Here is a 13,340-nt window from a genome sequence, read left to right on the forward strand (position 1 = left end):
TTGGTTAGAGTCCTGACTGCATGCAAGGGACATCTTATGGGACGGCTAGTCGTAATCTCAAATCGCACTGCGAATTTGGGAAAGAACACTCAAATTGGCGGACTTGCTGTCGGTATCGTGGATGCACTTAAAGCTCAAGGCGGCCTTTGGGCCGGCTGGGACGGAAGTGTCGTAGACGCCGAAGAAGCCGCAACAATCAAGATCCAGACGCATGGCAATGTCACGAGCCTGACCACCCCACTGACGAGCCAGGAACACGAAAAATACTACCTCGGCTTCGCCAACAAAGTGCTTTGGCCTGCCTTTCATTATCGCCTTGACCTGATGGACTATCGCATGGAGTTCGTGGATTGCTACTCTGCAACGAATGCGAAGTTCGCCGAGATGGTCAGTCCGCATCTGCGGGACGACGATGTTATCTGGGTGCATGACTACCATCTGATACCTATGGCTGCGGAGCTCCGCAAACGGGGCCACAAGAACAGGATCGGATTTTTCCTGCACATCCCGTTCCCCTCTGCCGACATCTTCTCCGCCGTCCCTCGCCACGAATGGCTGCGATACTGCATGCTGCAGTTTGATCTCATCGGCTTCCAGACGATCAATGACGTCCATAATTTTCATCGCTATCTCAAAGAGCATTCCGATGCGGCAATCATTTCGCCCGAACTGGTTCGCGTTAACGATCGCACGATCCATATCGGGCATTTCCCCATCGGCATCGATGTGAAGCAGTTTGCGAAAGTGTCGGCCAGAACCGACGATACGATCGAACTCGAACGCATGCGCCGCACCGTTCTGAAGCGCTTCCAGGTCATTTCCGCGGATCGCCTCGATTATTCGAAAGGCCTGCCGCACCGCATGAAAGCCTTTAGAAAATTTCTGGAGATTTGTCCTGAATATCAAGGACATGCCGATTACTTGCAGATTGCCTCGCCCTCCAGGGAAGATGTCACCGCCTATTCCGATATCAAGGCCGAACTCGAGCAGCTTGCCGGCGCGGTCAATGGCAGGTTCGCGGATTTCAACTGGGCGCCTGTCCAATACATCAATCGTAACATTCCAAGAGAAAAGCTGGCCCCGCTGTTTCGGGCAAGTCTGATCGGGCTGGTGACGCCATTGCGGGACGGAATGAACCTTGTGGCCAAAGAATATATCGCCGCTCAGGACAACAAGGATCCAGGCATCCTTATCCTCTCCAAGTTCGCGGGTGCAGCCGAAGAACTGAGCGAGGCGCTCATTGTCAATCCCTACGACATCAGCGAGGTTGCGCACGCTTTGAAAACCGCTGTCACAATGCCGCTGGAAGAGCGGCAACTGCGCCATCGCAAGCTTCTGAAACGCGTCATCGATCGCGATGCGCAATGGTGGCAGCGGGAATATCTTCATGCCCTGCAACATGGCGATCATCACTCCGCCAATGAACGGGTTGCTTGAAGAATATGACCCTACCCAATTCCGCCTATCGCATTCAGTTGAGGAACGGACTGTCCTTCAATGATGTAGCGGCAATCGTCCCGTACCTGAACAATCTCGGCATCGATACGCTCACCATTTCTCCAATTTTCAGCTCGATCGATGTCGGGCGCGGCAAGAAATCCTATAACCCGACGAAGCTGGACAGGGACGCGGGGGGCGAAGATGGCTTCGTCGCCCTTGATTCTGCACTTCGCAAGTTCGGTATGGGGCTCATCGTCGATATCAATCCAAACCAGCTGCCAGCTACGCACCACAATCCCTGGTGGTTTGATGTTCTCGAATGGGGATCAAAGAGCCGCTACGCCGAGCATTTCGACGTGGACTGGAAAAAACGTCTGGCGCTTCCCGTTCTACAACGTCCGTTGGTCGAAGAAGTCCAGGCCGGGACTCTGCAGCTCAAATTCGATCCGAACAAATTTGCCCTCGGCATCTCTTACGGCGAGGTGTTTTATCCACTGCATCCAAAATCCTATGAAACTATCCTTCGCGGCGTCGACAACGCCCTTTCGAATGATTTTCTGGATGCAGTAAACGAGGCCGACCCGCAACGATCCGACGAATTTCATGTCCGGTTGCGAGAACTCTACGACACCAGTGAACTCGCGCATCGTCTCGTGCTTGCGTCGCGCCTGAAAGATATCTCTCAGGACATCTCGATGCTCGAAGACGTGCTTTCGACGCAAAAGTGGCGTCTGGTGACACGTCAGAAGGCTCGCCGCCGGATGAATTATCGCCACTCTTTCGAATCCATGCATTCTGTCGGTGTTCAGGTCGAAAAGACACAGCCATTCAAGGACTTTCACGAGGTTCCGCTCGATCTGCTCGAGATCAGCCAAGTCATCGGTTTTCGTGTCAACCAGATCGACGGTCTGGCCGATCCTGAGACATATTCGCAGGAATTGCGCCGGCACGCCGGCGAAAAAGCCTATCTGGTCGCCGACAAGATTCTTCTGGACGGCGAACCTTATCCCGCTTCATGGCATGTCGATGGAACTGCAGGCTACGAGTTCATCTCTGTGACCGCGAACCTTATGGTCGATCATGCAAAGCTGGCTGAACTCGAACAGCTCTACAGCCACAATATTGGCGCGCAAAGTACGCTCCACTATCGCGTTGCAAAGTCAGCTGTGCTGCACAGCAGATTCGCTGCGGAACTGCAGGCACTGGTCGACCTGCTCATTCTGATAGAGCCGAATACGGCCGACGAACTTGAGCTGAGGCGCGCGGTAAGCGATCTCGTAGTCGAACTCCCGGTTTTCCGGACCTATTCGAATGAGGCGGGAATCCTCGAATCCTATCGATCCATTCTCCAGTCCACCATTTCCGATATTTTGGCACGTCCTGACGCTGCCGATCCCGCTCCGCTGAAGTTCGTGCAGCGCATATTGGAAGCGGCGAATGATCCTGACGGGAAAATTGGTGAATTCATCGTGAGATTCCAGCAATTGACCGCCGCTGTCATGGCCCAGGCAATCGAACAATCTTACCAATACGGTCGTGGGCCGATCGCGCTTGACGAAGTCATATTGCGCTCGAGTGATGCCGGGGATTCGGTGCAGCTCTTCCACGAAAAGATGCTGCGCAAAGCCACGGTGGCACCCAAGGGAATGTTGGCGACAACGTTCTCCTACACCACAAAATTCGGCGAGGATGCGAGGATGCGGCTTCTCGCTCTGTCCGAAGCGCCGGAAATCTGGTGCGAGGCGGTGGCGCGCTGGCGCAAGCTCCATGCGCGCAGTGTTGCAACCATCGAGGAAACGCTGGCGCCTGACCCCCAGACCGAATGGCTGATCTATCAAACCCTTGGCGCGATCTGGCCTTTGACGCTGCAGATCGACGATGAAAATAGTTTGCAGGCCGTTCATAACGATCTCTGCGCATTCATTCAGAAGGCGATCAGCGAAATTCAAAGGGATTCCTTCTGGACCGAAATAAACAAGCCCTATGAGCTGGCCGTGATGGACTATATCGGTCAGCTCTTCGCCGACCGCTCGTTCCTGCTGGACTTCACAAAGACGTTGCGGCCTTTCTGGATAGCCGGGGCGATCAATAGTTTTTCGCAAACTGTCCTGAAGGCAACTGCTCCGGGCGTTCCTGTCATCTACAATGGAGCGGAATCCTGGGATTTCGCCGTATCGAACATTCCGGCATCGAATGACATAGATTTCGATGCGCTGACTGCCCGGCTTTCCTATGCAGATCAGTGCCCCTTGAACATTCTCCTGGAGGATTGGCATACGGGTGCCGTCAAACAGCGGCTTGTCGCCGCCCATCTTCGGGCTCGAAAACGCAAGCCTGAATTGTTCATCGACGGAGAATACATTCCTCTGAAGGTCACCGGCAAGAAGCGAAGAAACGTTATCGCTTTTCTGCGCAAGCATGAATCGGACTATTGTCTGGTTGCCGTGCCCCGCCAACCCTTCGAAGCAGTGAAACGGTTTCACGAACCCTTCATGCCGATACCTGCCTGGGGCGACACGACAGTTCATATTCCGGCGGAAATCAAAGGCAAGGATTTTCAGGACATCATGACGGGCAATCGATTGACCTTGACGGACAAGTGTCTCGTGGCCGATGCGATGCGGGGATTTTCCACGCTGTCGCTGATGTCGGATTAGGAATTACGTCGCATCGAGAGACTGATTGCGTTTCCTGCGTGAAACGTTCATCGCTTTTCTCTCTTTGGCCATATCGCTGACTGCGGCTCGAAGTGCGGGATGCTTCGACATGAAAACATTGAAATCCCGGCGCTCGAGAACCAGGAACTGACAAAAATCGACTGCAATGACGTCCGCGGTCCTGCGCCCACCGCTCAGAAGCGCCATTTCACCAAAGAAGGATCCAGCCTTCAGGCGAACCGGGTCGTCCTCCAGTTGAACCTCCACTGCTCCCGATGAAATGAAATACATGCCATCGCCACGATCGCCGACGCGAATGACGCGTTCGCCCGGCGACGCCACCTTTGGCCGAAACAACAGGAGAAGCTCTTCCTGAGAATTTTCGTCGACCTGGGCAAACATCGGGAAAGTCTCGATCAGCTGCTGCATTTCCAGCTGATGCTGCCTGTTTCTTTCATCGCTGATCTTCCGGATACGCTCCAGCTCGCGGCAAAGTGCGTCATGCTTGCGCTTTCCGTATTGTTCAAACTGAGATGGCCACTTTCGATGGACGGCCTTTTGCAGCCAATCGCCGCCGAGCAGGACGAGTGGGTTGACTGTGATCGACAGTATGGCACCGGCGAGTATGAGGTCCTGTCCCTCACGTGGCAAAAGGCCGAGCGAAACACCGAGACTAGCCAAAATGAAAGAAAACTCGCCGATCTGCGCCAGACCGGCAGCGACCGACAGCCCCATCGCAATCGGATAGCGCAAGAGGACGACGATCAGAAACCCAATCAACGATTTACCAAAGATGATCAGCGCCAGCACGGCAGCAACCGCAAGCGGGTCGCGGATGATGACATAGGGGTCGAAAAGCATCCCGACAGAAACGAAAAACAGTACGGCGAATGCATTCTGCAAAGGTAGGGAGTCGGCCGCCGCACGATGGCTGAGATGCGACTCGCTCATGACGACGCCTGCGACAAACGCCCCGAGCGCAAAGGATACCCCGAAAATCTGCGCCGAGCCGAAGGCGATACCGAGGGCAACGGCGAGAACGGAAAGCGTGAACAGTTCGGGTGAGCCGGTGCGGGCAACCAATGTGAGAATCCACGGAACGACCTTGGGCCCGAAATATATCGCCATCACCGTAAAAGCGCCGACCTTGAGCAGGGTTATGCCGATGGTCAATGTGATGGCAAGGCCACCGCCTGTGGTGGCGGCATCTCCGGCTGCTGCGTCCGCATTACCGCCCAGAACCCCTGAAAAGGCTGGCAACAGCACCAAGGCGAGAACCATCGCCAGATCCTCGACGATGAGCCAGCCGACGGTCACGCGGCCATTTACAGAGTCGACCTGGTTGTGCTCTTCCAGTGCCTTGAGCAGGACCACCGTGCTGGCGACGGAAAGACTTAGGCCAAAGACGATACCCGCACCAAGACCCCAGCCCCACAACGAACAAAGGCCGATACCGAGCAAGGTAGCAAGCAGGATACGCCCCAGCGCTCCGGGGACAGCGACACCTCGAACCGCCAAAAGATCGGAGGCGGAAAAATGCAGGCCCACGCCGAACATCAGCAGGATAACGCCCATTTCCGCGAGCTGCGAGGCAAGCCCGCTATCGGCGACGATGCCTGGTGTATACGGCCCCATCATGATGCCGGCGACGAGATAGCCGACCAGCGGCGGCAAGCGCAGACGATCGGCCAGATAGCCGAAGACCGCGGCAAACACAAAGCCGATAGCAACCGTCGCTAAGAGCGAGACCTCTTGATGCACGTCCCTCTTTCCATGATTTTTCTGCAGGTTTTCACAAAAGGTCGATCTACAGGAAATTGCAATAGATCGTTCGATTATGTTTGAAACCCGGCAGTTACAACTGATCGCACGTAAATTTCAATCCTGCGTAGCGAAATTGGTCCCGGATTCGATGGTTCGCGTGCCGGAATCGGATGTTCGCGTGCGAAAATGACACCATTTCATGCAAAAGCTTTACAGAAACAAGAACATGCTACGCAAAAATCGATTTGCCCCCAGCTCTCTTGCTATCCCCAGTTGAAAACCGCCTATATATAATACCAGTTGGATTTCCAAAAAAATAATGCGAGGGTGAAAATCCAGCCTTTGGGAAGACCGCGGGCAAGGAGAAATCATGGACCGCCAGCAGCTGTTTGCGGAGATCCGGTCGCGGATCGACGCGTTCGAAACGGGAATTCCCCTGCACAAGAAATTGAAGATGGCGCTGCAGGATCTCATCATCAGCAACCGCATAAAACGCGGATCTACTCTTCCAGGCGAGCGAGCGGTGGCGGAGGCTCTTGTCCTTTCGCGTGTCACCGTAAGAAAGGCCCTCGAACTTCTTATCCAGGATGGCCATTTGCGGCGGCGACATGGCGCGAAGACTGAAGTAAGCGTTCCTGTCGAGAAATCGCTTTCGACCCTCGCGAGCTTTTCCGAGGATATGATTGCGCGCGGACTTCAACCCGGATGTATCTGGATTTCCAAGGAAATCAGCCGCCCATCCCCGGCGGAAGCGATGGCGCTCGCCTTGCCGCCAAATGCCGATATCATTCGCTTGAAACGAATACGGACTGCTGACGGAGAGCCCGCCGCCTACGAGACTGCAGTCGTTCCGGCAAAGTTTCTGCCATCACCCGAACTCGTTGGCGATTCCCTATACGAGGCACTGGCAAAGCGCAATGCGCTGCCACAGCGGGCCATACAACGGCTGCGTTCTCGGCCTGCTTCGGTCCTTGACAGCGAGCTCTTGAAGTGTGCGGTTGGCGCACCGCTGCTCATCATTGAACGGCGTTGTTTCCTTGCCGACGATCAGCCCGTGGAATTTACCGAGACAAGATATCGCGGCGATCTCTATGATTTCGTTACGGAGCTAAGCCGCTAATACCAGTTTTTGACTGGTTGCAATCTGGTATGAACTGGATATCGTTCTCGTCATAAGCGAGGATTTTGAAGTGAAAATCGGGGATCTCGAACGCAGCCTTATCGTCTCCTGCCAGCCGGTTCCGGAAGGCCCGATGGATCGTGCCGGCATGGTCACGGCGTTTGCCTTGGCGGCGATTGCCGGAGGTGCAAGCGCACTCAGGATCGAATCGGTGGAATATGTGCGAGCGGTCCGCCAGGTGACGGACGCGCCTATCATCGGCATCGTCAAAAAAGATCTTGAAACGTCACCCGTCCGCATCACGCCCGGTGTGGCTGACGCAGTGGCGCTGATCGACGCCGGCGCACAGATTGTGGCGTTCGACGCAACATCGCGCCCGCGGCTGGATAATGTCGCGGATATCATCGCGGCCATTCACGCGAAAGGCGCTTTGGCGATGGCGGACTGTGCATCGGTCGAGGATGGCCGCGCCGCGCTGGCCGCGGGTGCCGATTGTGTCGGGTCGACGCTGTCCGGATATACCGGCGGTCCGGTTCCCGATGCGCCGGATTTCGAGCTGATCGCCGGACTGCGGAAACTGACCCCTTATGTGATCGCGGAGGGCCGCATCCGGACGCCCGAGCAGGCAGCGGAAGCACTTCGCCAGGGCGCCTTCAGCATTGTGGTCGGCTCCGCCATCACCCGCACCGAGCATGTCACCTCATGGTTCAGGCAGGCAATGGATGCCGGGTTTGCACGCAGAGCCAACCAAGCCGTGCTTGCGATCGATGTCGGCGGTACGAAAACGATGGCGTGCCTGGTGAAGGAAGGCAAAGTCATCGAGGAGGTGCAATTTGCTACCGACCACAATCTTGGTCCCGACGGCTGGATCGACGCTATCGCCGCGAAGGTCTCGAACTGGCGCGGCTCCTATGGGCGGGTTGCTGCTGCCGTCACGGGGATTGTCGTCGACGGAAACTGGCAGGCGCTCAATCCGGCAACGCTCAATCTGCCGCAAGGCTATCCGCTCATCGACAGGTTGCGCGGTACGTTCGGCGTCAATGCTATTGCCGTCAACGATGCGCAATGTGCCGCCTGGGGCGAGCACCGGCTTGGCGCCGGCGCACAGAAGGACATGGTGTTCCTCACGGTCTCGACCGGCATTGGTGGAGGCATCGTCATCAACGGCAGGCTCTTGCAAGGAACCGCCGGTCATTTCGGCTTGTTTCAGGGCTACTTTGAATGTTCGCACCGACCGCTTGAAGACAGCATCTCCGGTCACTGGATGAATGCGGAAGCCTGCAAGGCGGGCTATGAGCTGGACGCCCCGGCCATCTTCGCCGCGGCGAGGTCCGGCGCGCCATGGGCATCGCATATTATCGCAATTTCCGCCCGCCGCCTCGCTATACTCTGCCAGAACATACAGCTGGCGCTCGACCCGAAGTGCATCGTCATTGGCGGCGGGATCGGGCTTGCAGAAGGATATATCGATCAGGTTCGGGGCGCATTTACATTTCCCAAAATATCGCTGCGTCCAACCCTTGTGAGTGCCGGTCTCGGCCGTCACGCGGGGGTAATCGGCGCGGCGGATCTTGCCATTGCACAATCCAACTCAATTATTGGAGGCTAGAACATGCTTAAATTTACAAAAATCACTTTATCGGCTCTCGCACTGGTTATCACATCTCTTGGCGCCGCCAACGCCGCAGTTACCGTTCTGGGCTGGCCGGGCGGTTCGGAGGAAACCGCGTTGCGCGCTGTCGCTGAGGCCTACAACGCACAAAGTGGCGTTGCCGACGCGGATAAGGTAGAGCTTCTTTTCTATAGCCGCGATGGCTTCTACGACAAATTGCAGGCCGACATGGCAGCGGGGTCGAGCGCCTTTGATATCAATCTTCTCGCGACGTATTCGATCGGCCGCTACGCGTCCTACATGGAGCCGGTCGACCTCGGTCCGGATGCCGCCAAGGTATTTGGCGAGTCAGTACTGAAGACCATGCAGTTCGACGGCAAGCAATATGGCGTCCCGACCGATCTCTCCTTGCATTTCATGTATTACCGCAAGGACCTCGTCGACGCCCTCATCGCCGACCCGGCGGCCAAGGCCAAATATGCCGAGATCAGTGAAAAATATCTCGGCAAGGCTCTGGAGCCGAAAGCGCCCGACAGCTGGACCTGGGATGACTGGGCGGCGACCGCGCTCTATTTCGCAAAGTCCGTAAATCCCGAAAGCCCGGTTCGCTACGGCACGGTGCTGCAGATGAAGAACCTCCTCTTCAACATCATGGTGTGGCAATCCGTGGCCCGTGCCCATGGCGGCGACTGGATGGATGCTTCGGGCAATATCACCATCGACTCTCCGGCCTACCGGACGGCGCTGGAACTTTACAAGAAGCTCTATGATGCGGGTGCTTCGCCGAAAGATTCGCTGTCGTACGAATATGCCGAAACGAATGCTGCGTTCGGCTCCGGTCAGGTGGCGACGGCATTGCAGTGGAATGCTGCAGCCAGCGAACTGACTGATCCCGCCAAATCTCCGGCGGTTGCGGAGAATGTCGGCATTGTTGCGCCGCCAGCCGGTGCGGCGGGTCGGGCTGACCATATCCATGGGCTCGGGCTTGGCATCAACAAGAACGCCAGGAACAAGCCAGGTGCGGCGAAGTTCCTCCAATGGCTCGCAACCGAAGACGCTGCCTTGCTTTATGCCCGCAGCGGCGGTTCGCCTGCACTCCTGCCCGATGTCGCGGCAAAGATCGCGAAGGAGCGGCCGGATCTCGTTACGCTCGGTCAATATGCCGGCGCCTATGGCTATGTCATGACCGGCGCTACATCGGCCAATGCCTTTCCGGTTTACGAACTGCAGGCAAAGGAATTCACCGGCTACTGGTCGGGGCAGGAAACCCTTGACGAAGCGCTCGCCAATACCAAGGCCGGCATGCAGAAACTGCTGAAGCCTTAGGCCCCCGGCGCGGTATCTCTCCCCTTGCGGGAGAGAAAGGATTTTCCTGGGTTTAGCCTCTTGGCTAAATCCTTGGAAAAGCCAAGTGGGGGGATTTGGAGTACATCAGCATCCCCTCTCTTGCGACTTCTAGCACTTGGCAAAGAGGCTAAGCTTCTGAAATTGCTACCGGGGCGAGCCACGGGTCTCGCCCGCCTTCGGCCCCCAGGAGGGGGGAGATAAAGAACGCATCTTGTTCCAAGCCAATTGCAAAGGAAAAACATGGTCGATTTGGACCACAAAGGCTGGAGAATTTTTGCGATCCCACTGGTCGGCTTTCTGCTGTTGTTTCTCGGATTTCCGATCCTGATCGATCTCGTCTACAGCCTTTCCCGCGTCAGTTTCACAAATTTGCGCAGCCCGGAAATCGTCGGTTTCGGAAACTACGGCGAGGTGCTCGGCGATGCACAATTCTGGCGTGCCAGCTGGTTTTCGCTGCGTTTCGGCGTGATCACTGCAGTTCTGGAATGTGTTCTCGGCCTCGGACTTGCCGTGTTCCTGTCGCCCCTGATCGAGAAGCGCTCATGGCTCATGGCGCCGCTGATGTTGCCGCTGATGGTTGCGCCAGCGATGATCGGGCTGATGTACCGGCTCGTGCTGCACGAGTTCGTCGGTCCTGTTCCGTATTATTTGTATTTATGGTTTGGCGATAGCCCGTCATTCCTCAATGCGGAAAATGCCTTCTGGACCCTTGTCGTCGTCGAGACATTGCAGTGGACACCCTTCGCGCTGCTGCTCTTCTACACCGCCTATCGGGCCATTCCGAACGATGTGCGCGAAGCCTCGGCCATCGATGGTGCTTCCGCTCGCCAAATCCTTACGGCTATTGAATTGCCGCTGATGCGGCCAACGCTCGTCTTCACTTTTTTCATCCGGTTCATCGATGGATTTCGCGTATTCGACAATGTCTATACGCTGACCGGCAGCGGTCCCGGCGGCTCGACCACATCGCTGCCGATCTACATCTACGAGGCCTTCTTCAAACAGGGCGCCATCGGCAAGGCAATCGCCGCTTCCGTCATTCTGTTCCTGGCGTCCTTCATTGGTTTATACGCGCTGACATGGCTATCCCGCCGCGGGAAAGGCGCAGCGTCATGATCAAACTCGTGCGCTGGATCGTCTATGCCGTGGCTGCTCTTGCCCTGAATTTTCCGGTTATCGTCACGCTGCTCACATCCTTTAAGAGCGGTAAGGAAATCTCGGTCAATCCTGGATTCTGGATTTCGAGCCCTACCCTTGAAAACTATGCGCAGGTTCTGCAGGTGAGCGACCGGTTGAACATTTTCGCCTATCTCTTCAACAGTCTGGCGGCCTCCCTGATCGGCACGGTGCTTGCCATGATCGTTACTTTTCCGGCAGCCTATGCCATTGCGCGCGGCGGATATGGCCGCAAGGTCCTGATGCCGCTGATCGTCAATCTGCGCGCGGTGCCGCTGATCATCTTTGCGATCCCGCTCTACATGATGTTCCAGTTTGCCGGCCTGCTCGATACGCAACTTGGTCTCGGACTGATCCTGACGATCGTCAATCTGCCGCTTTCGCTGATCGTATTCGTCAACGCGATTGCGGAAGTGCCGATCGAGATCGATGAGGCGGCCAAGCTGGACGGTATGGGCAAATGGGCAATCATGAAGGGGATGATGTTGCCGGTCTGCCGTCCGGCACTGGCAACGGTCTTCATATTCGGGTTCATCACAGCATGGAATGAATTCCTGTTCGGACTGATGCTGACGTCAAACAGGGCCGTTCCGATGACAGTCGGTGCTTCTTTCTTCTTCGCGGCGAGCGGCGGCGGCATTCAATGGGGCGCGGCGTCGGCCGTCATGATCGTCGGCGCATTGCCGCCGATGCTCATCGGCATCGTCATGTACCGCCAAATCAGCGGTTCCATGACGGCAGGTGCGGTGAAGGGATAGAGAGTCTACACTGTAGCTCCTCCTTCTCCGTCATCCTCGGGCTTGACCCGAGGACCCATAGCAAAGGAGCATCGTGCGTCCACTGGATTCAGCAGCACAAAACAGTCTCTCATCGAATGATGCGCAGTAGTCGATTGCGTCGCGCGTGGCGCTGTCATGGTGCTTCTCAGCCGTGGGTCCTCGGGTCAAGCCCGAGGATGACGGAGAGGTGGTGAGTAGCAATCTATAGAAACTCCCTTGCTGTCTGAGCCTCGCCGGTACAGACTTGAGCCAAAAATGCGGGGGATCATGCGTACCCAGATCGTCATCATAGGCTCGGGACCATCGGGCTTGTTGCTTGGACAGCTCTTGAGCGATGCCGGTATCAGCAACATCGTCCTCGACCGCGTCGGCAAGGACTATATCCTCGGCCGCGTTCGCGCGGGGGTACTCGAGGAAGGCACAGTTGAGCTGATCGACAGGGCGAAATCCGGCACGCGGATGCATGTGGAGGGCCTGCCGCATGATGGCTTTTCTCTTGTCTTCGACGGACGTGATCATCGCATCGACCTGACTGGCCTTACCGGCGGCAAGCGCGTCATGGTCTACGGCCAGACGGAACTCACCCGCGACCTGATGGAACGGCGCGAAACGAGCGGCGGCGAGAGCATCTATGATGCAAGCAACGTTCAGCCGCATGACTTCGATGGCAACTCGCCTTATGTCACTTATGAGAAAGACGGCACCACCCATCGGATCGACTGCGATTTCATCGCCGGTTGCGATGGTTTTCATGGTGTCAGCCGAAAATCCATCCCGGAGAGGTCGCTGCGCGTCTTCGAGAAAGTCTACCCTTTCGGCTGGCTCGGCATCCTTGCCGATGTGCCGCCGGTCAATCACGAACTGATCTATGCCAATCATCCGCGCGGCTTTGCGCTTTGCTCCATGCGCTCCGCAACCCGCAGCCGCTATTATGTGCAATGCGCGCTCGACCAGAAAATCGAGGACTGGAGTGACGATCGCTTCTGGGACGAGCTGCGGCGCCGACTGCCTCCCCACCATGCGGACGCGGTGATAACCGGACCTTCGTTCGAAAAGTCGATCGCGCCACTGCGCTCCTTCGTTGCGGAACCCATGCGCTTCGGACGTCTTTTCCTCGTTGGCGATGCGGCGCATATTGTGCCCCCTACGGGAGCCAAGGGGCTCAATCTGGCGGCGAGTGACGTCCATTATCTTTTCTCCGGGCTTGCCGAACATTATCGCGACGGTTCGGATAAGGGCATAAACGCCTATTCGGCGCGGGCGCTGTCACGTGTCTGGAAAGCGGTGCGGTTTTCCTGGTGGATGACAACAATTATGCATCGTTTTCCGGATACGGGGGAATTCGACCAGAGGATTCAGGAGACCGAACTCGACTATCTCACTCATTCCCGCGCCGCCTCTACGGTGCTGGCGGAAAACTATGTCGGTCTGCCTTACTGAACGCG

Annotated in this window: 9 protein-coding genes; 8 read left to right on the top strand and 1 reads right to left on the bottom strand. The window is 56.6% G+C overall.

Features of this window, described 5'->3' with window-relative positions; translation table 11 throughout:
• The first annotated feature begins 75 nt into the window (after positions 1 to 75).
• Together N8E88_RS00995 and treY are read left to right on the top strand one after the other, a co-directional pair.
• A complete protein-coding gene (locus N8E88_RS00995; RefSeq protein ID WP_315975180.1) occupies positions 76 to 1,437 on the top strand; it encodes an alpha,alpha-trehalose-phosphate synthase (UDP-forming) in 1,362 nt (453 codons plus the stop codon).
• A 5-nt stretch (positions 1,438 to 1,442) separates the two neighbouring features.
• The gene (treY, locus tag N8E88_RS01000) at positions 1,443 to 4,097 is read left to right on the top strand and encodes a malto-oligosyltrehalose synthase (protein ID WP_262290624.1); all 2,655 of its coding nucleotides are present in this window, start codon (positions 1,443 to 1,445) and stop codon (positions 4,095 to 4,097) included.
• Between the two features lie 3 nt (positions 4,098 to 4,100).
• Here treY and N8E88_RS01005 read toward each other — a convergent pair whose 3' ends face one another.
• Positions 4,101 to 5,858 carry a cation:proton antiporter domain-containing protein gene (locus N8E88_RS01005; protein ID WP_262290326.1) on the bottom strand — a complete coding sequence of 586 codons (1,758 nt, stop codon included), beginning with the start codon at positions 5,856 to 5,858 and terminating at the stop codon, positions 4,101 to 4,103.
• Between the two features lie 373 nt (positions 5,859 to 6,231).
• Between N8E88_RS01005 and N8E88_RS01010 the strand changes: the two genes are divergently transcribed.
• The 6 genes from N8E88_RS01010 (at position 6,232) to pobA (ending at position 13,335) form a co-directional block, all read left to right on the top strand.
• A complete protein-coding gene (locus N8E88_RS01010; RefSeq protein WP_262290327.1) occupies positions 6,232 to 6,981 on the top strand; it encodes a GntR family transcriptional regulator in 750 nt (249 codons plus the stop codon).
• 70 nt (positions 6,982 to 7,051) lie between these two features.
• Positions 7,052 to 8,590, top strand: coding sequence for a putative N-acetylmannosamine-6-phosphate 2-epimerase (locus N8E88_RS01015; protein WP_315975181.1), 1,539 nt, complete (start codon positions 7,052 to 7,054; stop codon positions 8,588 to 8,590).
• Positions 8,591 to 8,593: 3 nt separating this feature from the next.
• Complete coding sequence (locus N8E88_RS01020) at positions 8,594 to 9,919, top strand: ABC transporter substrate-binding protein (RefSeq protein ID WP_262290328.1); 1,326 nt, start codon at positions 8,594 to 8,596, stop codon at positions 9,917 to 9,919.
• 261 nt (positions 9,920 to 10,180) lie between these two features.
• The gene (locus N8E88_RS01025) at positions 10,181 to 11,056 is read left to right on the top strand and encodes a carbohydrate ABC transporter permease (protein ID WP_262290329.1); all 876 of its coding nucleotides are present in this window, start codon (positions 10,181 to 10,183) and stop codon (positions 11,054 to 11,056) included.
• Positions 11,053 to 11,874 carry a carbohydrate ABC transporter permease gene (locus N8E88_RS01030; protein WP_262290330.1) on the top strand — a complete coding sequence of 274 codons (822 nt, stop codon included), beginning with the start codon at positions 11,053 to 11,055 and terminating at the stop codon, positions 11,872 to 11,874. Before N8E88_RS01025 ends, N8E88_RS01030 begins: the two co-directional genes overlap by 4 nt.
• Positions 11,875 to 12,162: 288 nt before the next feature.
• Positions 12,163 to 13,335 carry a 4-hydroxybenzoate 3-monooxygenase gene (gene pobA / locus N8E88_RS01035; RefSeq protein ID WP_262290331.1) on the top strand — a complete coding sequence of 391 codons (1,173 nt, stop codon included), beginning with the start codon at positions 12,163 to 12,165 and terminating at the stop codon, positions 13,333 to 13,335.
• The last annotated feature ends 5 nt before the right edge of the window (positions 13,336 to 13,340 follow it).

Source organism: Phyllobacterium zundukense (assembly GCF_025452195.1).
Taxonomy (GTDB): domain Bacteria; phylum Pseudomonadota; class Alphaproteobacteria; order Rhizobiales; family Rhizobiaceae; genus Phyllobacterium; species Phyllobacterium zundukense_A.